This is a genomic window from Kitasatospora sp. NPDC101176, from assembly GCF_044768035.1.
Classification (GTDB): domain Bacteria; phylum Actinomycetota; class Actinomycetes; order Streptomycetales; family Streptomycetaceae; genus Kitasatospora.
Genome location: NZ_JBIWPA010000028.1, coordinates 82,352 through 103,430, shown reverse-complemented (window position 1 = coordinate 103,430; position 21,079 = coordinate 82,352). Strand labels below are relative to the sequence as shown.

Annotated in this window: 16 protein-coding genes; 9 read left to right on the top strand and 7 right to left on the bottom strand. The window is 73.1% G+C overall.

Annotated elements, in window-relative coordinates:
• Positions 1 to 31 precede the first annotated feature (31 nt).
• The gene (locus tag ACIRS1_RS29835; protein WP_402845118.1) at positions 32 to 1,666 is read right to left on the bottom strand and encodes a M4 family metallopeptidase; all 1,635 of its coding nucleotides are present in this window, start codon (positions 1,664 to 1,666) and stop codon (positions 32 to 34) included.
• A gap of 491 nt (positions 1,667 to 2,157) precedes the next feature.
• Here ACIRS1_RS29835 and ACIRS1_RS29830 point away from each other — a divergent pair, with 491 nt between their 5' ends.
• The 3 genes from ACIRS1_RS29830 to ACIRS1_RS29820 all read left to right on the top strand — a co-directional run bounded on the left by ACIRS1_RS29830 (position 2,158) and on the right by ACIRS1_RS29820 (position 4,994).
• Complete coding sequence (locus tag ACIRS1_RS29830; protein WP_387902236.1) at positions 2,158 to 2,697, top strand: MarR family winged helix-turn-helix transcriptional regulator; 540 nt, start codon at positions 2,158 to 2,160, stop codon at positions 2,695 to 2,697.
• A 76-nt stretch (positions 2,698 to 2,773) separates the two neighbouring features.
• Positions 2,774 to 3,115: a DUF3817 domain-containing protein gene (locus ACIRS1_RS29825; RefSeq protein ID WP_360204689.1), complete on the top strand. Its 342-nt coding sequence runs from the start codon at positions 2,774 to 2,776 to the stop codon at positions 3,113 to 3,115.
• A 193-nt stretch (positions 3,116 to 3,308) separates the two neighbouring features.
• Positions 3,309 to 4,994 carry a methylmalonyl-CoA mutase family protein gene (locus ACIRS1_RS29820; protein ID WP_360204692.1) on the top strand — a complete coding sequence of 562 codons (1,686 nt, stop codon included), beginning with the start codon at positions 3,309 to 3,311 and terminating at the stop codon, positions 4,992 to 4,994.
• A gap of 118 nt (positions 4,995 to 5,112) precedes the next feature.
• Here the strand turns inward: ACIRS1_RS29820 and ACIRS1_RS29815 are convergent, their stop codons facing one another.
• Positions 5,113 to 5,802, bottom strand: coding sequence for a TetR/AcrR family transcriptional regulator (locus ACIRS1_RS29815; RefSeq protein ID WP_387902232.1), 690 nt, complete (start codon positions 5,800 to 5,802; stop codon positions 5,113 to 5,115).
• A gap of 363 nt (positions 5,803 to 6,165) precedes the next feature.
• Here ACIRS1_RS29815 and ACIRS1_RS29810 point away from each other — a divergent pair, with 363 nt between their 5' ends.
• The 4 genes from ACIRS1_RS29810 (at position 6,166) to ACIRS1_RS29795 (ending at position 11,034) form a co-directional block, all read left to right on the top strand.
• Positions 6,166 to 7,158, top strand: coding sequence for a tetratricopeptide repeat protein (locus tag ACIRS1_RS29810; protein ID WP_360204695.1), 993 nt, complete (start codon positions 6,166 to 6,168; stop codon positions 7,156 to 7,158).
• A 758-nt stretch (positions 7,159 to 7,916) separates the two neighbouring features.
• Positions 7,917 to 8,588 carry a DUF6230 family protein gene (locus ACIRS1_RS29805; protein WP_360204698.1) on the top strand — a complete coding sequence of 224 codons (672 nt, stop codon included), beginning with the start codon at positions 7,917 to 7,919 and terminating at the stop codon, positions 8,586 to 8,588.
• Between the two features lie 134 nt (positions 8,589 to 8,722).
• Positions 8,723 to 9,544 (top strand): DUF6114 domain-containing protein, encoded by an 822-nt coding sequence (locus ACIRS1_RS29800; protein ID WP_402845115.1) that lies wholly within the window; start codon positions 8,723 to 8,725, stop codon positions 9,542 to 9,544.
• Positions 9,541 to 11,034: a hypothetical protein gene (locus tag ACIRS1_RS29795; protein ID WP_402845113.1), complete on the top strand. Its 1,494-nt coding sequence runs from the start codon at positions 9,541 to 9,543 to the stop codon at positions 11,032 to 11,034. Before ACIRS1_RS29800 ends, ACIRS1_RS29795 begins: the two co-directional genes overlap by 4 nt.
• Before the next feature lie 74 nt (positions 11,035 to 11,108).
• Here ACIRS1_RS29795 and pyk read toward each other — a convergent pair whose 3' ends face one another.
• The 3 genes from pyk to pta all read right to left on the bottom strand — a co-directional run bounded on the left by pyk (position 11,109) and on the right by pta (position 15,988).
• On the bottom strand, positions 11,109 to 12,536 hold the full coding sequence (gene pyk, locus ACIRS1_RS29790) for a pyruvate kinase (RefSeq protein ID WP_360204703.1): 1,428 nt from the start codon (positions 12,534 to 12,536) through the stop codon (positions 11,109 to 11,111).
• A 111-nt stretch (positions 12,537 to 12,647) separates the two neighbouring features.
• Positions 12,648 to 13,862 (bottom strand): acetate kinase, encoded by a 1,215-nt coding sequence (locus ACIRS1_RS29785; protein ID WP_360204706.1) that lies wholly within the window; start codon positions 13,860 to 13,862, stop codon positions 12,648 to 12,650.
• Positions 13,859 to 15,988 (bottom strand): phosphate acetyltransferase, encoded by a 2,130-nt coding sequence (pta, locus tag ACIRS1_RS29780; protein ID WP_402845111.1) that lies wholly within the window; start codon positions 15,986 to 15,988, stop codon positions 13,859 to 13,861. The genes ACIRS1_RS29785 and pta overlap by 4 nt, the downstream gene beginning before the upstream one ends.
• 178 nt (positions 15,989 to 16,166) lie before the next feature.
• On the opposite strand from pta, the gene ACIRS1_RS29775 reads away from it, so the two are divergent.
• Positions 16,167 to 16,448 carry a type II toxin-antitoxin system Phd/YefM family antitoxin gene (locus ACIRS1_RS29775; RefSeq protein WP_402845110.1) on the top strand — a complete coding sequence of 94 codons (282 nt, stop codon included), beginning with the start codon at positions 16,167 to 16,169 and terminating at the stop codon, positions 16,446 to 16,448.
• Complete coding sequence (locus ACIRS1_RS29770; RefSeq protein ID WP_402845108.1) at positions 16,445 to 16,849, top strand: type II toxin-antitoxin system VapC family toxin; 405 nt, start codon at positions 16,445 to 16,447, stop codon at positions 16,847 to 16,849. Before ACIRS1_RS29775 ends, ACIRS1_RS29770 begins: the two co-directional genes overlap by 4 nt.
• 36 nt (positions 16,850 to 16,885) lie before the next feature.
• Here the strand turns inward: ACIRS1_RS29770 and glgB are convergent, their stop codons facing one another.
• On the bottom strand, positions 16,886 to 19,327 hold the full coding sequence (gene glgB, locus ACIRS1_RS29765) for a 1,4-alpha-glucan branching enzyme (RefSeq protein WP_402845106.1): 2,442 nt from the start codon (positions 19,325 to 19,327) through the stop codon (positions 16,886 to 16,888).
• Positions 19,328 to 19,391: 64 nt separating this feature from the next.
• Entirely contained in the window at positions 19,392 to 20,882 is a 1,491-nt protein-coding gene (locus tag ACIRS1_RS29760) for a maltokinase N-terminal cap-like domain-containing protein (RefSeq protein WP_360204717.1), read from the bottom strand.
• Positions 20,883 to 21,079: the final 197 nt, after the last annotated feature.

The window sequence follows — 21,079 nt, the reverse complement described above, 5'->3', positions numbered from 1 at the left end:
CCCGGGCGTCCTGTTCACCGTGCGGCGTGCGTCAGTTGACGTTGACGCCGCTCCACGCCGCCGCGACCGCCTTGTACTCGGCGCTGGTGGCGCCGTACAGGTCCGCCGCGGCCTTCAGGGTGCCGGTGCGGGCGCCCGCGTAGTTGGTGGTGGAGGTGAAGTAGACGGTCAGCGCGCGGTACCAGATCTGCGCGGCCTTGTCCCGGCCGATGCCGCTGAGCGTCGAGCCGTTGGAGGTCGGGCTGTTGTAGCTGAAGCCGTTGATGCTCTTCGCGCCGCTGCCCTCGGAGAGCAGGTAGAAGAAGTGGTTGGCCACGCCGGAGGAGTAGTGGACGTCCAGGTTGCCGACGCCCGAGTACCAGGAGTCGGCCGAGCCGCCGTCCTTGGAGGGCTTGTCCATGTAGCGCAGCGGGGTGCCGTCGCCGTTGAGGTCGATCAGCTCGCCGATCCAGTAGTTCGGCGGGTTGGAGGGCAGGTTGGCGGAGAACTCGACCATGGTGCCGAAGATGTCCGAGGTGGCCTCGTTGAGGCCGCCGGACTCGCCCGAGTAGTTGAGGTTGGCGGTGGCGGAGGTGACGCCGTGGCTCATCTCGTGGCCGGCCACGTCGATCTCGGTCAGCGGGTGGGTGTTGCCCGAGCCGTCGCCGTAGGACATGCAGAAGCAGGAGTCGTTCCAGAACGCGTTCACGTAGTTGGAGCCGTAGTGCACGCGGCTGGTGGCGCCGACGCCGTTGTTCTTGATGCCGTTGCGGCCGAAGGTGTTCTTGTAGAAGTCCCAGGTGGCGGCCGCGCCGAACTGGGCGTCGACGGCGGCGGACTCGCCGCTGGAGACCGAGCCGGTGCCCCAGGTGTTGGACGACTTGCTGTAGAGGGTGCCGGAGCCGGAGGTCCGGTTCTTCATGGTGACCGTCGACTGGCCGCCGCGGGTGGCGTCCTTCAGCGTGTACGAGCTGCCGCTCTGGGTGGTGGTCAGCGGCACGGTGCCGACGAAGACGCCCTTGCCGGTGCCGGCGGCGGTCTGCACCTGCTCGTGGGTGGAGAGCACCTCGCCGGAGGCGGCGTCGGTCACCAGCAGCTGGCTGCTCGGGGTGCCGTCGGCGCGCACGCCCTCGACGGTGGTGCGGTAGGCCAGGCGCGGGTTGCCGTCGCTCGCCCAGACCACCAGCTCGGCCTTGCCGGTCTGGTGCACGGCGCTCAGCGGGGACTCGTCCTTGTCGGCGGCCACGCCGACGGTGGCCTGGACCGCGCCGGTGGCCTGCGCGGCCGCCTTGTCGGCCGGGATCTGCGGGGTGAGGCTCGACAGGCTCAGCTGCGCGGTGACGGCCTTGTCGACCGACTTCACCGAGCCGCCCGCGCTCTCGTGGACGACCAGGTCGCCGCCGAGCACCGGCAGGCCGGCGTAGGTGCGCTCGAAGCGCAGGTGGCGGGTGCCGTCCTGGTCGACCACGGCGTCCTTCGCGACCAGCTTCTCCTGGCCGCCGAGCGCCAGCGCACCCGCCAGCGGACCGGACTGACCGCCGGCCAGGGCGATCGCCGCGGCCTGCTGGTCGGCGGCCTGCCCCGGCGGGACGGGGGCCGGGCCGGCCTGGGCGGCGCTCGCCTGGACGACACCGGAGAGCAGGGCGGTGGCGGAGATGACGGCGACTGCTGCGAGCTTTCGCTTCACGGACGGGTCCTTCCGGGAAACCGCGTGTGGGCGCGGGCGCACCTCGCTCCGGGGGCCGGGGTCGGCACCTTGGGGCGGAACGGGCACTGGCGTGCGGGGGCCCGATCGAGCGGCTGGCCACCGGTGGGTGGGGGTGGTGGCTGCCGGACTGGGTTGGCGGAAAGCATGACAATCGATCACGTCAAATGACAGGTCTTGCTCAGGAATTGGCCAGGTCCCGCCAGTGGTGGTGAATGTGAACAGACCGACAAAAGGGGTGAAACACCCCGACGTGCGGCGGGTTGCCGCCCGAACCGAGGCCTGCTGGTGCGGCAGTGGGCGAACGCCTCCCCAACTCCGTCCGGACCGGGGTTCGTTGCCCCGCGTTCACACCCGTGCAACGTCCTGGTCCGGACCTGGGCGCCCGACTGGCGGGATCCCGCCACGTGTTGCGCTTGTCCACCATCAGGACAGCTGGTAGCACACGTCCCTTCCGCCGGTACGGTAAGGAGGTGCCCAAGCCCCTCGCGCTCGACTTCGACCCGATCGCCCGCGCCGACGAACTCTGGACCCGCCGCTGGGGCGGAGTGCCCTCGATGGCGGCGATCACCTCGATCATGCGGGCCCACCAGATCCTGCTCTCCCGGGTCGACGCGGTGCTCAAGCCGTACGGACTGACCTTCGCCCGGTACGAGGCGCTGGTGCTGCTGACCTTCAGCCGCACCGGCGAGCTCTCGCTCTCCAAGATCGGCGAGCGCCTGATGGTGCACCCGACGAGCGTCACCAACACCGTCGACCGGCTGGAGCGGGCCGGACTCGTCGCCCGCCGCCCCAACCCGCTGGACGGCCGCGGCGTGCTCGCCGCGATCACCGACCGCGGCCGCGAGGTGGTCGAGGAGGCCACCCGGGAGCTCATGGCGATGGAGTTCGGGCTGGAGGAGTACGGCGCCGACCAGTGCCGCCAGGTCTTCGAGCTGCTCAGGCCGCTGCGGGTCGCCGCCGGCGACTTCGCCGAGGAGGGCGGCGAGGGGGCTGCGCGGGCCAGGCCGTGAGGGCGGCTACCCTCGTGGGAGCGGTGCGCGGATCCGGGCGTGCCCTCCGATCCTGCCGAGCGAGGCGATGCGAAGTATGAAGGCGACCCCCCTGCTGGGCTGGTACCGGGCCCTGGCCGTGGCGACCGGTACGGCGCTGCTGGTGTTCTGCGGCTTCATGGTCGCGAAGTACGGCTTCGACACCGCCGAGGACCTGACCACCTACGTCGCGATGCTGCACGGCTACCTGTACATCGGGTACTTCGTGGTGACCTTCCTGCTCGGGCAGAAGCTGAAGTGGCCGCTCGGCCGGATGGTCCTGACCCTGGCCGCCGGCTGCATCCCGTTCGCCTCGTTCGTCTTCGAGCGCAAGGTGGCCCGCGAGGCCGCCGAGCTGCTCGAGCCGGGCACCGGGGCCCGCCAACCCGCCGGAGTCTGACCCGCGCGTCGTCCGCCGAGAGCGCCCCTCCCCGCCCGGGGAGGGGCGCTCTCGGCGTTCCCGGGGCGGGGATCCGCCGTTCGGCCCCGGTGGCCGTCGACAGGTGGTAGGACGTCCGAGTAAATTAGTAGGACGTCCTAATAGCTGTGCCGCCCCGGTGCCGTGGCGGCCGTACGGAGCGGAGTTCGGGGTCATGGACGCCGAGGAGATCGAGCGCGGACGGCAGCGCTGGCAGCAGCGGTACGACAAGGCCCGCACGCGGGACGCCGACTTCACCACCCTGTCCGGCGACGAGGTCGAGCCGGTCTACGGGCCCGCCCCCGGGCAGGCCGTCGAGGGCTTCGAGCGGATCGGCTGGCCGGGCGAGTACCCGTTCACCCGCGGGCTGCACCCCACGGGCTACCGGGGCCGCACCTGGACCATCCGCCAGTTCGCCGGCTTCGGCAACGCGCAGCAGACCAACGAGCGCTACCGGATGATCCTGGAGGCCGGCGGCGGAGGCCTCTCGGTCGCCTTCGACATGCCCACCCTGATGGGCTACGACTCCGACGACCCGAAGTCGCTCGGCGAGGTCGGCCACTGCGGCGTGGCCATCGACTCGGCCGCCGACATGGAGGTGCTGTTCGACGGCATCCCGCTCGGCGAGGTCACCACCTCGATGACGATCAGCGGCCCGGCCGTCCCGATCTTCTGCATGTACCTCGTCGCCGCCGAGCGCCAGGGCGTCGACCCGGCGGTGCTCAACGGCACCCTGCAGACGGACATCTTCAAGGAGTACATCGCCCAGAAGGAGTGGCTCTTCGCCCCCGAGCCGCACCTGCGGCTGATCGGCGACCTGATGGCCTACTGCGCCCAGGGCATCCCCGCCTACAAGCCGCTGTCCGTCTCCGGATACCACATCCGGGAGGCCGGGGCGACGGCCGCGCAGGAGCTGGCGTACACCCTCGCCGACGGCTTCGCCTACGTCGAGCTGGGCCTCTCCCGCGGCCTGGACGTGGACGTCTTCGCGCCCGGCCTGTCCTTCTTCTTCGACGCGCACCTCGACTTCTTCGAGGAGATCGCCAAGTTCCGCGCCGCGCGCCGGATCTGGGCCCGCTGGATGCGCGACCGCTTCGGCGCCAAGACCGACAAGGCGCAGTGGCTGCGCTTCCACACCCAGACCGCCGGCGTCTCGCTCACCGCGCAGCAGCCGTACAACAACGTGGTCCGCACCGCCGTCGAGGCGCTGTCGGCCGTGCTGGGCGGCACCAACTCGCTGCACACCAACGCCCTGGACGAGACCCTGGCGCTGCCCTCGGAGCAGGCCGCCGAGATCGCCCTGCGCACCCAGCAGGTGCTGATGGAGGAGACCGGCGTCGCCAACGTGGCCGACCCGCTGGGGGGCTCCTGGTACGTCGAGGCGCTCACCGACCGGATCGAGCAGCAGGCCGAGGCGATCTTCCAGCGGATCCTGGACAAGGGGCACGAGGACCACGGGATCGGCCCGATCACCGCCGGCATCCTGCGCGGGATCGAGGAGGGCTGGTTCACCGGCGAGATCGCCGAGGCGGCCTTCCAGTACCAGCAGTCGGTGGAGAAGGGCGACAAGCGCGTGGTCGGCGTCAACTGCCACCCGCGCAGCGTCACCCCCGAGCTGGAGATCCTGCGGGTCAGCCACGAGGTCGAGCGCGAGCAGGTGCGGGTGCTGCGGGAGCGCAAGGCGGGCCGGGACGACGCGGCGGTGCGGGCCGGGCTGGACGCCATGCTGGCGGCCGCGCGCTCGGGCGAGTCGATGATCCCGCCGATGCTGGACGCGGTGCGCGCCGAGGCGACCCTGGGCGAGATCTGCAACGCGCTGCGCCAGGAGTGGGGCACCTACCAGGAGAACGCCGCCTTCTGACGGCCACCGGGCCCGGCGCCCCTCGGACGCCTGCGGAGCCGCCCCGCACGCACCCCGGTGCGGGGCGGCTCCGCCGTGTCCTCCCCCGGTCGGTCCCGAGCCGGTCCCCGGCCGGTCCTCAGTCGGTCACCAGGCTCGGGAACGGCCCGAGCAGCAGGTTGGTGAACCGGCGGGTCCAGTCGGCGGTGATCGGCTCGCCGCTCACCAGGACGCGGTGCTCGACCGTCCCGGCGATGGTGTCGAAGATGATGTCGATCTCCTCGCAGGCCGTCTCCGGGTCGGTGTCCGGGGCGAGTTCGCCGCGGGTCTGGGCGGCCGCCCGGCCCTGCCGGACCAGCCGCTTCTGCGGGTCGACGATGGCCTCCCGGATCCGGCGGCGCAGCTGCGGGTCCCGGGTGCCCTCGGCGAAGAGCGCGAGCAGCGCTGCCTGGGTCTCGGGGCGGGCCAGCAGGTCGGCGAACTGGGCGACCACGGCCTCGATGTCGGCCCGCAGGCTGCCGAGGTCGGGCATCACCAGGTCGTCGAAGAGGCTGGCGACGGCGTCGACCACCAGCTCGTTCTTGGACGGCCAGCGGCGGTAGAGCGTGGTCTTGGCGACCTTGGCCCGGGTCGCGACGTGGCCCATGGTCAGCCCGCCCCAGCCGAGTTCGGCGAGGGCCTCGCGGGTGGCGTCGAGGATGGCGCGGTCGGCGGCGGCGCTGCGCGGTCTCCCCTTGGCCCTGGCCGCGGCGCCGGCCGCGGGGGCGGGGTCGTCCGCGGGCTCCGGGGCGGCGACGTCCGGGCTGGCGGGGGGCTGGGCGGCCGGCACCGGGCCTCCTTGCGCTTTACTGGTGAGTAACTTGGGCGGGGCTGGTAACGGTAGCGGCTGTCGGCCGATTCGGGCAGTCGGGCCGCCCGCGAAAGTGGGGCAGGTCACGTCCCCGAACCGCCGGAGGGGCTTGCGGGCGGGGGCCGGGCTCCAGTTACGCTACGACTCGTAGCGAAAGCAGTGACAACCAGGCGCCGCACCCGTGGGACGGGGCGGCGCGGGCGCGGGTGGGGATCCGCGCCGAACGGTTCAGGCTACCGGGGGAGGGGCGCGGCGCCCGGGAACCCGCGCCGCGCGGCCCGCGCGGGGCGACTTTCCGGAGGTTGGTGCCCGCGAGCAGCGCGGACGGGGGAGGATGGTGCCATGCAGCCACGGAATTCGCGTCTCAACAGCTCCGCCCTGCGCGGTGCGGTCGACCTCGCCGCAGTGAAGGCAGCCGGCGAGGCTGCCCAGAAGGCCGAGCAGGCCCGGGTCGAGCGGGCCCGTCAGGCGGCCGCCGCCGAGGCGGCCGGAGTCGCCCCCGCCCAGCCCGCCCACGCGCTCGTCATCGACGTCACCGAGGACACCTTCGAGGCCGAGGTCGTCCAGCGGTCCACCGAGGTGCCGGTCGTCATCGACTTCTGGGCCGAGTGGTGCGGCCCCTGCAAGCAGCTCAGCCCCGTCCTGGAGGGCCTGGCCGAGGAGTACGCCGGCCGCTTCGTGCTCGCCAAGATCGACGTGGACGCCAACCCGCTGCTGTCCCAGCAGTTCGGCATCCAGGGCATCCCGGCCGTGATGGCCGTGGTGGCCGGCCAGCTGGTGCCGCTGTTCCAGGGCGCCGAGAGCGCGGCCAACGTCCGCAAGGTGCTGGACCAGCTGATCCTCGTCGCCGAGCAGCGCTTCGGCGTGGTCGGCGGCGCCGCCGCCCCGGGCGAGGCCCCGGCCGCCGCCCCGCAGCGTCCCGAGGACCCGGCGCTGGCCGCCGCGCACGACGCGCTGGACAGCGGCGACCTGGGCGGCGCCATCCAGGCCTACCGGAACGTGCTGGCCGACCAGCCGGGCAACACCGAGGCCGTGCTGGGCCTGGCCCAGGCCGAACTGCTGCAGCGGATCGAGGGTCTGGACCCGCAGGCCGTGCGCTCGGCGGCCGCGGCCGACCCGAAGGACGTCGCGGCCCAGCTGCGGGCGGCCGACCTGGACCTGGTGGGCGGTCACGTCGAGGACGCGTTCGGACGGCTGGTGGACACCGTCGGCCGGACCGCGGGCGAGGACCGGGACACCGCGCGGGTGCGCCTGCTGGAGCTCTTCGAGGTGATCGGCCCGGAGGACCCGCGGGTCACCGCGGCCCGGACGGCGCTGGCGCGCGTGCTGTTCTGACGCCGGTTCCGGGGTTCGCCCCGGGTGGTTCCCGGGGGCCCGCCCCGGCCGCTTCCGGGCCCGCCCGGGCGTGCCGTGGCACGTCGGATGACCTGCGGTGTCGCCTGGTGATTTGGCGACAATCCGGTCAACCGGACAGAGGTTTACCAAATCTTGACAACACCCGTGGATGGTCACAGCTGGTGACCGTCCACGGGTGTTTCACTGCTGTTTCCGGCAGATTTCACCGTCACGTTTCCTTCAAGGCGTCACGCACGGTGCACGAGGCACTGATTCCATGATCGACGCCGCCGGGTGTTGCATTACCCGTCAGTAAGGAACCTCTTGTGCTTCGCCCGGGATTCGAGCACGATCGGCGACGCCCGGTCCCAGACTCCACGGCCCCCGACACACCGGTCGGTCACGAGGAGCGCGGGATCCCCACCGGGTGATCCGCCGGCCCCGGCCGGCGGTAGGGAGGGCAGGGGGGTATCCGCGGTCCCACGGCGGTTCCTGTCCTTTTTCCGGCCGCGCGGCCCTGCGCGGTCGCTGGTTGTCGCTCGGGGGTGATCGCCGATGTCGTCGGTCCTGCCCGCCGCCCCACAAGGACGGTCGGTGAAGGGACGGGAGTGCCGCAGCACGCAGGCCGCTCCCGCGTCCGACGACGCCCAAGGCGCTCTCCGCTACCGAGGACGTAGCTCTCTCCCATCCCAGGCCCCCACCGGCGCGGGACGCGCCGCCGGGGAGCCGGAGATGTACGTCCTAGAAGGAGGACTCGCATGTCCCAGACCCACGGCAAGACCCGCTGGAAGCGCTTCGCACTGGTGATGGTGCCGAGCGTCGCGGCCACCGCGATGGTCGGCGTCTCGATCGCCAACAGCGCGCTCGCCGCCTCGTTCAGCATCTCCGGCCAGCAGTTCAAGGTGAGCACCACTCACCTCGAGGGCACCCACTTCGCCCAGTTCGGCACCGTCGACATCGAGGCCAACGGCACGCCGCACCCGGTCGCCGTCTCGGCCTTCGACTCGGCCGACATCACCAACCTGTGCCAGTCGGTGGTGACCGACCTGTCGGCCTTCGGCCTCGGCAAGATCACCCTCCAGCTGAACGCCGGTGGCGCGGGCAGCAAGCCGGTGCACGCCGACAACCTGCTCATCGACCTGGAGCAGCTGAAGGCCGACGCGACCTTCAAGAACATCAACATCGGCCAGGACGCCTCCACCCTCTCGGGCTCGGCGACCCAGGGCTGGGCCCCGCACGGCGCCGTCACCAAGGCGGGCGGGGGCAAGGGTCTGCCGACCGGCGCCACCGGCTTCGCCCAGGCCGCCGACTCGGCCATCCTGGACAACGTCCAGCAGACCGCGCGCGCCACCTCGGCCGGCAACTTCGTGCTCAGCGGCCTGAACCTGTCGCTCAAGCACGGTGACGGTGCGGGCAACGAGTGCTTCTGAGCCCTGACTGACGGTGCGCCGGGCGGCGCACCCGATCGACGGGTCCTCCCGGGGCCGGGGGCGGCGGGCGACCGCCGTTCCCGGCCTCACCCCCATTTGTTTTCCCCCTCGTAGAGACGTCGAGGAGCTGCACCATGTCCAGCGCAACGGTCGAACCCCGGACCGGCCACCAGAACCCGATCGCCTGGCTCTGGCGGCACTTCCGAGAATTCCGCCGCACCAGGCCCTTCTGGGGCGGCCTGCTGGCCATGATCGCCGGCGCTCCGATCCTCTACTTCCCGTACGCCCACCTGTCGCTCGGCGGCGTGACCATCGCGATGTCCACCACCGCGGGCGCCGGGTCGCTGATCATCGGGGTCCTGATGGTCATCCTCGGCCTGACCGGCTGGTTCCAGCCCGCCGTGCGGGTCTTCGCGGGCATTGCGACGATCCTGCTCACCCTGGTCTCCATCCCCGTCTCGAACCTGGCGGGTTTCGGCCTGGCGCTGCTGCCGGGCCTGATCGGCGGCGGGCTGCTGGTCTCCTGGGCGCCCCTTCCGGAGCCGGCGGCCGAGTCGGCCAGGGGCTCGCGCCGGCGCCGGGGCAAGGGCGCCGAGGCCGCCGGGAACGCCGTCGCGGAGAGCGTCGCCACCGAGACCGCGCCCAAGACCGGGACCGTGACCACCACCGGGAGCGTCGCCACCGGGAAGGCGGCCGAGGACGCGCCCGAGGGCGGGGCCGGGAACGCGGCGGCGACCACCGCCGGGCCCGCGGGGACCACCACCGCCGGCCCCGCCGGCCCCGCCGGCCCCGCCGGCCCCGCCGGCACGGCCGAGGCCGAGGCGGCGGCCGAGAGCGCCACCGCGGCGCCCACCGCCGAGCTGCCCGTCCAGGGCGGGGCGCCCGAGCCGGCCGCCGGCCCCGCCACGGCGACCGTTCCGCGCCAGGCCGCCGGGGACTCCGAGGAGGCGCGGTGACCACGTCGGAGGAGCAGCCGGGCGGCCAGGCCGTCCCCGCGCAGCGCTCCGGCCGGCACGCGGCGCCGCGCACCCCGGTCCGGGTCCGGCTGAGAGGCCGGGCGCTGGCGATGGCCGCGGTGCCGACGGCGCTGCTGATGGCCGCCGCGTACACCCCCAATCCGGCGGTCGCCGAGTCGTCGGCGGGCAAGCCCTGCGGCACCGCGCCCGCCGCCGTGCCGGACGTCGCGCCGGTGGAGACACCCGTCCCCAAGAGCGAGCTGCCCGAGCCGCCGCCCGGCCCGTCCACGGCTCCCTCCGCGCCCGCGACGACGCCCGCGGCACCGCCGTCGACGCCGCCCTCGACCGGTCCGAGCGCGCTCCCGACCACGACGCCGAGCGGCACGCCCGCCCCGCAGCCCTCCGCGCCGGCCGGCACGCCGAGCGCCACCACCCCGGTGACGCCGCCGGCCGCCCGCACCGCCGCCACCGGCGGCGGCCCGGGCGCGGTGAGCGCGGTCTACCAGGGCACCGGTGCCGGCACCGGCACGGCCAGTCAGGCCGGGCTGATCGACGACATCGTGGGTGGCATCAACCACCTGCTGAACCCGGGCAGTTCGCCGAGCGCGACGCCGAGCGCCCAGCCGACCACCCCGGCGCCGGCCACCACCCAGGCCCCCGCCCCGGCCGCCCCGCGGATCGGGACACCGGCCCAGCCCACCCCGCCGCAGACCCCGGCCTCCGGTGCGGCGACGGACCCGGCGCCCGCCGCGCAGCCGCCCGTCGCCTCGTCCTCCGGTGGCCCGGGCGGCCGGCCCTCGCCCGCCGCCGCGCCGTCCGCCGGGGCCACCGGCAAGGCCACCGGGAAGGCGAGCCCGAAGGCGGCACCCTCCGCGGGCGCCTCCGGCACGGCCGCGCCGTCCGCCGGGGCCGCCGCGACGCCGTCCGGCTCGCCGTCCGCCAACCCCAACTGCGCGGTGGACACCCGGGGTCTGACGGCCGGTGCACCGGCCAGCGGGCAGGTCGTCCCGGAGCAGAACTGGACGCTGCTGACCAGCCGGCTGGCGCTGCACGGCGCGGCCTTCCACGGCGTCTACGACGTGAAGACGCCGACCGGCAGCAAGCGGGTCCTGAAGTTCGTGGTGTCGAGCGTCGACATCGACAACCTCGACATGTCGACCCTGGAGGGCAACGGCGTCACGTTCCACGTCCAGGGCGCCCCGGGCTCGACCTCGACCATGCGCAACGGCCCGGTCACCATGTACGTGGAGCGGCTGTCCGGCCACCTCGCCAAGGTGCTCGGCCTGCCGCTCCCGATCGACCTGGGCGAGATCACCCTCACCCCGGACACCCTGCCGCGCTGGCTGTACGACCTGATCGGCTCGATCCCGATCCCGCTGGACCTGGAGCTCACCGGGGTCACCGCCAAGCAGGCCGGCCAGTTCGGCGGCACGCTGACCATCCCCGGGATGCACCTGTTCAACGACAACGCGCCGTACAGCGACAAGTAGGGCCCGGACACGCCCGTGGGGCGGCCCTCCCGCACGGGAGGGCCGCCCCACGGGCGTTTTCCGCTACCGGGTGCTCACTCGCTCCGGGTGCCCAGGTGGTGCACCTGGACCATGTTGGTGTTGCCGGGGATGCCGGGCGGGGAGCCGGCGGTGACGATGACCGTCGCGCCCTCGGCGAGCCGGCCCATCTTCAGCAGCTCGCGGTCGACCTGGGCGACCATCTCGTCGGTGGTCTCGACCTGCTCGGTGACGTGCGCCTCGACGCCCCAGCTCAGCGAGAGCTGGCTGCGGGTGGCGGCGTCCGGGGTGAACGCGATCACCGGGATCGGCGAGCGGTAGCGGGACAGGCGGCGGGCGGTGTCACCGGACTTGGTGAACGCCACCAGTGCCTGGCCGTTCAGGAAGTCGCCGAGCTCGCACGCGGCGCGGGCGATGGAGCCGCCCTGGGTGCGCGGCTTGCGGCCCGGGTTGAGCGGCTGCAGGCCCTGGGAGACGAGCTCCTCCTCGGCCTTCTCGCAGATCCGGCTCATGGTGCGGACGGTCTCGACCGGGTACTTGCCCACGCTGGACTCGGCGGAGAGCATCACCGCGTCGGTGCCGTCCAGGATGGCGTTGGCGACGTCCGAGACCTCGGCGCGGGTCGGGCGCGAGGCGTGGATCATCGACTCCATCATCTGGGTGGCGACGATGACCGGCTTGGCGTTGCGGCGGGCCAGGGTGATCAGCTGCTTCTGGACCAGCGGCACCCGCTCCAGCGGGTACTCGACGGCCAGGTCGCCGCGGGCGACCATGATGGCGTCGAAGGCGAGGACGATCTCCTCCATGGCCTCGACGGCCTGCGGCTTCTCGATCTTGGCGATGACCGGCACCCGGATGCCGACCTCGTCCATGACCTCGTGGACGTCCTTGATGTCGGCCGCGTTGCGGACGAAGGACAGGGCGACCATGTCGACGCCCAGGCGGAGCGCGAAGCGCAGGTCGTCCTTGTCCTTCTCGGACAGGGCGGGCACGTTCACGGCCGCGCCGGGCAGGTTGATGCCCTTGTTGTTCGAGAGCACGCCGCCCTCGACCACCACGGTCCTCACCCGCGGGCCGTCGACGCTGACGACCTCCAGGGCGATGACGCCGTCGTTGATCAGGATCGGGTCGCCGGGCTTCACGTCGCCGGGCAGGCCCTTGTAGGTGGTGCCGCAGATGTGCTGGTCACCGGGGACGTCCTCGGTGGTGATGGTGAACTCGTCGCCGTTGTCGACGGTCACCGGGCCGTTGGCGAAGGTCGCCAGACGGATCTTGGGACCCTGGAGGTCGGCCAGGACGCCGATGGCCTTGCCGGTGTCCTCCGAGACCTGGCGGACCTTGCGGAACCGCTCCTCGTGGTCCGCGTGGTTGCCGTGGCTCATGTTCAGTCGGGCGACGTTCATGCCCGCCTCGACGATGGCCTTCAGCTGTTCGTAGGAGTCCGTCGCCGGACCCAGGGTGCAGACAATTTTCGCTCGGCGCATATGGGTCAGTCTATCCGTTCGTGTTATAGGTGCATTCGGCACGAATCGTGAGGAATCGCCGACGAAGGATTCCGCGGAGCGAGACGACGGTGTGTCAGTCCCCGGACCGTCTCACCCCTCGGACCGTTGGTGCACCAGGGCGAAGGCCTGGCGGGCGATCTCCAGTTCCTCGTCGGTGGGCACCACGGCGACCGCCACCCGGGAGTACGCCGGCGAGATGATCCTGGGCTCCGCGGAGCGCACCGAGTTCAGCTCGGGGTCGACCGCGATGCCCAGCTCGTCCAGCCCTGCGGTGGCCGCCGCGCGCACCGGCGCCGCATTCTCCCCGACACCCGCGGTGAACGCGATCGCGTCCACCCGGCCGAGCACCGCGTAGTAGCCGCCGACGTACTTGCGCAGCCGGTGCACGTACGCGTCGAAGGCCAGCCGGGCGTCCGCGTCCCCGGCCTCGGCCCGGCGCATGATCTCGCGCATGTCGTTGTCGCCGCACAGGCCGCGCAGGCCGCTGCGGCGGTTGAGCAGGTCGTCGATCTCGTCGACGGACAGTCCGCCGACCCGGTGCAGGTGGAACACCACGCCCGCGTCGATGTCACCCGAACGGGTGCCCATCACCAGGCCCTCCAACGGGGTGAGGCCCATCGAGGTGTCCACGCACCGGCCGCCGGCGACCGCCGAGGCGGAGGCGCCGTTGCCCAGGTGCAGCACGATCACGTTCACCTCGGCCGGGTCCTTGCCGAGCAGCCGGGCGGTGGCCCGCGAGACGTACTGGTGCGAGGTGCCGTGGAAGCCGTACCGGCGCACCCGGTGCTCGTCCGCGACGCCACGGTCGATCGCGTACCGGGCCGCGTACTCGGGCATCGAGGCGTGGAAGGCGGTGTCGAAGACGGCCACCTGGGGGAGGTCCGGACGCAGCGCCCGCGCCACCTCGATGCCGGTGATGTTGGCCGGGTTGTGCAGCGGGGCGACCGGGATCAGCCGGCGGACCTCCCGGAGCACCTCGTCGGTGATCACGGTCGGCTCGGTGAACCGCTTGCCGCCGTGCACCACCCGGTGGCCGATCGCGGCCAGCTCCGGGGAGTCCAGCCCGACCCCGTCGGCGGCGAGCTCCTCGGCGACGGCCTTCAGCGCGGCCGAGTGGTCCGGGAAGACCTGCACGGCCTCGCGCGGCCCGCCCGAGCGCGGGGTGTGCACCAGCCGGCCGCTCGGCTCACCGATCCGCTCGACCAGCCCGGAGGCGAGCCGGGCGCCGTCCAGCATGTCGATCAGCTGGTACTTCACCGACGAGGAGCCGGCGTTCAGCACGAGGACGCGGGTACCTTCGGTCATGCCTGCGGCTCCTTGCGGTCCTGGGACTGGATGGCGGTGATCGCGACGGTGTTGACGATGTCCTCGACCAGCGCGCCGCGGGAGAGGTCGTTGACGGGCTTGCGCAGGCCCTGCAGCACCGGCCCGACCGCCACCGCGCCCGCCGAGCGCTGGACCGCCTTGTAGGTGTTGTTGCCGGTGTTGAGGTCCGGGAAGATCAGCACGGTGGCCCGGCCGGCCACCGGCGAGCCGGGCAGCTTGGTCGCCGCGACGTGCTCGTCCACCGCCGCGTCGTACTGGATCGGGCCCTCGACCAGGATGTCCGGCCGCAGCTCGCGGACGAGCTCGGTGGCCTTGCGGACCTTGTCGACGTCGGCGCCGGAGCCGGAGGTGCCGGTCGAGTACGAGAGCATCGCGACCCGCGGCTCCACCCCGAACTGCGCGGCGGTGGCGGCGGACTGGATCGCGATGTCCGCCAGCTGCTGGGCGTCCGGATCCGGGTTGACGGCGCAGTCGCCGTACACCAGCACCCGGTCCGCCAGGCACATGAAGAAGACGCTCGACACGATCGCCGCGCCCGGCGAGGTCTTGATCACCTCGAACGCGGGCCGGATGGTGGCCGCGGTGGAGTGCACCGCGCCGGAGACCATCCCGTCCGCGATGCCCTCCTGGACCATCAGGGTGCCGAAGTAGCTGACGTCCGTCACGACGTCCAGCGCCAGCTCCACGGTCATCCCCTTGTGCGCGCGCAGCCGGGCGTACAGCTCGGCGAACTGGCGGCGCAGCGGGCTGGTGGTCGGGTCGACGATCCGGACCTGCGCCCGGTCGGCGTCCGGCTGCTCCTGCGGGAGGTTGATCCCGAGCCCCGCGGCCTTGCGGCGCACCGCGTCGACCTCGCCGAGCAGGGTGAGGTCGCAGATGTTGCGCCGCAGCAGGATCTCCGCCGCGCGCAGCACCCGTTCCTCGGTGCCCTCCGGCAGGACGACGTGCCGCCGGCCGGCCCGGGCCCGCTCCAGCAGCTCGTGCTCGAACATCATCGGGGTGACCCGCTCGGACCGGCCGACCTCGATCCGGCTGGTCAACTCGACGGTGTCGACGTGCAGTTCGAACAGGCCCAGGGCGATCTCGGCCTTCCGCGGACTGGCCGCGGTGAGCTTGCCCTCCAGGTGGGTCAGCGTGGCGGCGGTCGGCCAGCTGCCCTCCGGGACGACCGCCACCGGGGTGCCCGGGGCGAGCCGCGCGGCCAGCGCCATCACGTTCGGGCCGGGGTGCTGGCCGAGCGTCAGCAGCACGCCGGCGATCGGCGGTGCCCCGGCGGCGTGCGCGGCCAGCGAGCCGATCACCAGGTCGGCGCGGTCCCCGGGGGTGACGACCAGGGCGCCCTCGGTCAGCGCGTCCAGGAAGGTCGGCAGCATGGCGCCGCCGAAGACGAAGCCGCGGACGTCGCGGGCCAGGCCGGCCGCGTCCCCGAGCAGCACCTCGGCGCCGGTCGCCTCGACCAGCTGCGCGACGGTCGGCGCCGCCAGCGCGGGCTCCTCCGGGATGACGTAGGCGGGGATCGGCAGCTTCTCGGTCAGCTTGCGCTGGATCCGCTGCTTGGCGCCCGGGGCGACCCGGTTGGCGACCATCGCCAGTGTCTCGCAGCCCAGGTCGGTGTACGCCCGGTGGGCGTTGCGGACCTCGGCGACCACGGCCTCCGGGTCCTCGGCGTGCCCGCCGACCACCGGCAGCACGGCCGCACCGAACTCGTTGGCCAGCCGGGCGTTGAAGGCCAGCTCGTCCGGGATGTTGGTGTCGGCGAAGTCGGTGCCGAGCACCAGCACCGCCTGGCAGCGACGCTCCAGCGCGCGGAACCGGTCCACCAGCGTGGACACCAGCTCGTCCTGCCCCTGCGCGGCCTGCAGGGCGGCCGCCTCCTCGTATGTCAGCCCGTACAGCTCGGCCGCCGGCAGGTCGATCCGGTAGCGCCCGCGCAGCAGCTCCACCACGTGGTCCGAGCCCACCGCCCCGGGCGCGTGCGCGTGCACCAGCGGCCGGAACACCCCGACCCGGTCCACCTGGCGGGTGAGCAGTTCCATGACCCCGAGTTCGACGGCCTGGCGGCCGTCCCCCCGGTCGATCCCGGTCACGTACACGCTGCGCGCCACGCCGGATTCTCCGTCCCGTCGTCTCAGCTGGTGGTCGTGTCGACCATACCTTCGCACCACGAACACCCGCCCGCGAGCAGAACCACCCCCGGGGAGCAAGGGACGAAGGGCCCGGAACGGGGATTTGCGCGAACCCGCCCCCTTGATGTACCTACATGATGTAGTTACATTGGCTGGTATGGAGACCATGGGACTGCGTGAACTGAACCAGAACCCCTCGAAGGCGGTCGCGCGGGTCCGTGCCGGCGCGACGATCGTCGTGACCGACCGCGGGCGGCCCGTGATGAGACTGGTGCCGGAGACGGCTCCGGCGACGGTCCTCGAACACATGGTCGCGATCGGCGAGGTCACTCCGCCCGCCGAGCAGGGCATGCCCGAACTCGCCCTCGACCTGTTGCCGGACGTGGGCAGCCTGTCGGACCTGCTGATCGAAGACCGGAACCGGGAGCGCGACCGTTGATCTACCTGGACTCGTGTGCGCTGCTGAAGTTCATCAAGCCGGAGCCCGAGACGGCCGCGCTGCGCGCCTGGCGCCAGGCACTCCCCGACGGTACCGAGCTGATCACCAGCGAGCTCGCCCGGTTGGAGATCACCCGTACGCTGCTCCGGGCGGGCCTGTCGCACCAGCTGGTCCCGTACCACGTCGACCAGGCGCTCCGGGGCGCCTACCAGGTCGATCTCAGCAGTGCTGTCCTGGCCAGAGCCCTCGCCTACCGCACCGCACGGCTGGGGTCGCTCGACGCGCTCCACCTGGCCAGCGCGGAGCCGTTCCGTGCCGAACTCACGGACTTCGTCACCTACGACCTCGAGCTCGCCAGGGCGGCCGAGGAGCTCGGGTTCCCGGTCACCGCCCCCCGGTGAGCGCCCGCCCGCCGTGGCGGACGGGCGCCCGGGGCCTCAGCGCGCCGGGCGGAGCCAGAGGGTGGCGAGCGGGGGGAGGACGAGTTCGGCGGAGCGGGGCTGGCCGTCGCGGGCGACGGGTTCGGCCTTGACCGGGTGGGAGTTGCCGATGCCGCTGCCGCCGTAGGCCTCGTCGTCGGTGTTGAGCAGCTCCTCCCAGAGCTGGTCGCGGCCGTCCAGGGCGGGCAGGCCGACCCGGTGGCCGTGCCGGACGACGGGGGAGAAGTTGCAGACCGCGACGAGCGGGGAGCCGTCGGCGGCGTAGCGGACGAAGGACAGCAGGTTGTCCTCGGCGGCGCCGCCGTCGAGCCAGCGGAAGCCGTCCGGGGTGGTGTCGCGCTCCCAGAGGGCGGGGGTGTCGAGGTAGTGCCGGTTGAGGTCGCGGACCAGGCGGCGCACGCCCAGGTGTTCCCGGTGGGCCGGCCACTGCTCGTCGAGCACCCACCACTGCGGGCCCTGCTCGTGGTCCCACTCCGCGCCCTGGGCGAACTCCTGGCCCATGAAGAGGAGCTGCTTGCCCGGGTGGGACCACATGAAGCCCAGGTAGGCGCGGTGGTTGGCGCGCTGCTGCCACCAGTCGCCGGGCATCTTGGAGACGAGGGACTGCTTGCCGTGCACCACCTCGTCGTGGGAGATCGGCAGGACGTAGTTCTCCGAGTAGGCGTACACCATCGAGAAGGTGATCTCGTTGTGGTGGTACTTGCGGTGCACCGGCTCCTTGGACATGTAGACCAGCGAGTCGTGCATCCAGCCCATGTTCCACTTGAGGCCGAAGCCGAGGCCGCCGCCGTCGGTGGGGCGGGTGACGCCGTCCCAGGCGGTGGACTCCTCGGCGATGGTGACGACCCCGGGGCAGCGCCGGTAGACGGTGGCGTTCATCTCCTGCAGGAACGCGGCCGCGTCCAGGTTCTCCCGGCCGCCGTACTGGTTGGGCGTCCAGGCGCCGCCCTCGCGGGAGTAGTCCAGGTAGAGCATCGAGGCGACGGCGTCGACCCGCAGGCCGTCGATGTGGAACTCCTCGCACCAGTAGACCGCGTTGGCGACGAGGAAGTTGCGCACCTCGGTGCGGCCGTAGTCGAACTCCAGGGTGCCCCAGTCGGGGTGTTCGGCGCGCAGCGGGTCGGCGGGCTCGTAGAGCGGCTCGCCGTCGAAGCGGGCGAGCGCGAAGCCGTCCTTGGGGAAGTGGGCGGGCACCCAGTCGACGATCACGCCGATGCCGTGCTGGTGCAGGGTGTCGACCAGGTACCGGAAGTCGTCGGGGCTGCCGAGCCGGGCGGTGGGGGCGTAGTAGCCGGACACCTGGTAGCCCCACGAGCCGCCGAAGGGGTGTTCCATGACCGGCATGAACTCCACGTGGGTGAAGTTCAGCTCCTTGAGGTAGCGCGGCAGCTCCTCGGCGATCTCGCGGTAGCCGGTGAGGTCGGGCCGCCAGGAGGCCAGGTGCAGCTCGTAGACGGACATCGGCGCCCGGTGGTGCGCGGCGCGGGCCCGCCGGGCCATCCACTCGCCGTCCTGCCAGGTGTGGCGGGAGGCGGTGACCACCGAGGCGGTGCCGGGCGGGCACTGGGCGGCGCGGGCCAGCGGGTCGGCCTTGTCGAGCACCCAGCCCTGCCGGGTGTGGATCTCGTACTTGTAGGCGGCGCCCTCGCCGAGGCCGGGGACGAAGAGTTCCCAGACGCCGGAGGAGCCGAGCGAGCGCATCGGGTGCCCGGTGCCGTTCCAGTGGTTGAAGTCGCCGATCAGCCGGACCCCGACGGCGTTCGGGGCCCAGACCGCGAAGGCGGTGCCGGCGACGCCGTCGACGGTGCGCAGGTGCGAGCCGAGGGCCTGCCAGAGCTGCTCGTGCCGGCCCTCGGAGATCAGGTGCAGGTCGAGCTCGCCGAGGGTGGGCGGGCAGCGGTAGCCGTCGTGCTGGAGCAGCGGTTCGCCGCCGGGGTAGCCGACCAGCAGCCGGTAGTCCGGGACGCTGCCGCCGGTCACCAGGCCGGTGAACAGGCCGCCCTGCTGGTGGGTGAGTTCGGCCGGGCCCTGGTCGGTCTCGACGACCACCCGGTCGGCGAAGGGGCGCAGCACCCGGATCGCGGTGCCGCCGTGCACCGGGTGGGCGCCGAGCAGGGCGTGCGGGTCGTGGTGCTGTCCGCCGACCAGCCGGTCCACCTCGGACGGGGGCAGGGGCGCCTCGGGCAGCCGCAGCACCGCGGCGCGCCCGCCGGGCGCGGCGGCCGCCGCCACCGCGTCGGCGCGCTCCGGGCCGCCCGGGTCCGCGCCGGCCGGATCCGCGCAGCCCGGATCCGCGCCGGCCGGGTCGGCGCCGTCGGTGCGTCGCTCGCCGTCGCCGTCTTCGTCGGCGGCGCTGCGCGCCCCGGCACGGGGTGGGCCGGCCAGGAAGGTGGCGGGTACGGGGCGGGTGGTGCGGCCGGGCGGGTCGAGCGGCGTCACGGCTGGGTCCTCCTGCGGCGGGGGTGGGCTGTGCTCCTGGGCGGCGGAACCGGGGTCGGGCGGGTCAGACGGTGAGGGCGAGCCGGTTGATCGCGGCGAGCGGGATCGGCAGCCAGCTCGGGCGGTGCCGGGCCTCGTACACCACCTCGTACACGGCCTTGTCGATCTCGAGCGCCCGCATCAGCTCGGGGGAGGCGGCCGGGTCGGCGCCGCCGCCGGCGGTGTAGCCGGCGCAGAAGGCGGTGCGGTTGCGCTGGGCCCAGGCGGCGGCCAGGTGGGCGAGCTCCGGGTCGACGGGGCCGCCGGCCAGCAGGTGGGCGGCGGCGTAGTCGAAGGAGCGGAGCATGGCGGCGACGTCGCGCAGCGCGGGCTGCGGTTCGCGGCGTTCGTTGACGGACTTGGCGGGTTCGCCCTCGAAGTCCAGCAGCACCCAGCCGTGCGGGGTGCGCATGGCCTGGCCCAGGTGCAGGTCGCCGTGGATGCGCTGGACGGGCAGGCCGTCGGGGTGGGCGTCGGCGAGCTGTTGGAAGGCGCTGCGCAGCGCGGCCCGGTAGCGCAGCAGGCCGGGGACGGCGGCGACGGCGCTGTCCAGCCGGTCGGCCATGGTGGTGGCGAGCATGCGGGTCTGGGTGCGGTCGAGGCGGGCGACCGGCATGGAGCGGGCCAGTACCCGGTGGACCTCGGCGGTGGCGCGGCCGAGCCGGTGGGCCTCGATGGCGAAGTTGCCGGGGGACGGGTCGCCCTTGAGCCGGCCGACCTGGTCGAGGGCGAGCTCCCAGCCGTCCTCGGCGTCCGGCAGGTAGCGCTGCAGCAGGCCGAGGGTGGCGGGTTCGGCGCGTTCCATCCGGCTCTCGAACCAGGCGGCGACCCGGGGGATCCGGGTGGAGCCGGCCCGGGAGAGGGCGAGGGAGAGTTCGAGGTCGGGGTTGGTGCCGGGGTGGATGCGGCGGAACAGCTTGAGGATGTAGGAGGTGCCGTAGATGACGGAGCTGTTGGACTGCTCGGCGGTGGAGGCGCGGCCGGGGAGGTTGGCGGGGAGCCCGGAGCCGGGGGTGCGGCGGAAGGCGAGGGAGCCGAAGCGGTCGCCGGTGGCGAGGTGCTCCAGCAGCCGTCCGGTGAGCTCCGGGTCGTGCACCGCGTCGTAGAGCGCCGCGCCGTCGTACGGGCCCTGGCTGAGCCGGCCGAGCACGGCGCCGGGGTCGATGTCCGCGGAGCCGTGGGAGCGGATGCCGAGCAGTAGTTGGTAGATGTCGCCGTGCGGGGCGCCGGCCGTGGTGGCGTGTTCGACCCGCAGCAGCAGGTGCAGCAGGGCCGGGTCGCCGACCTGCAGCGGGGTGCCGACCACGGGGGTGAGGCCGGTGATGGGCCGTCCCTTCCCGGCGTACCAGCGCTGGGTGGGGAGCCACTCGGCGATCAGCGGCAGGGCCGCCTGGACGAGTTCGCTGACCCCCAGGGCGGTTCTCCGGGCCCCGGTGCTCCGCGCGGCGGCCGGCGCGGCGGAGCCGGCCGGGGCGTCGTGCTGCACGTGGGCTTGAGAACGGGAGGTTTCGGACATGACTCCCTTTCCCCGGAAGCGGGCGGACTGCCCGACGGGTCTGGCCGGGTCCGTCAGTCTTCCGGATTTCGGCGGCGCGGCGGCGACGGCACGCGAGCGGGGCTCAGGTGTCACGCCTTCGTGTGGGTGGCCGTTGGGCTGTTCTCCGTACGCGGTGGTGCAGAGAACTCCGGGGGCGCGGGGGTTCAACTCGCGCC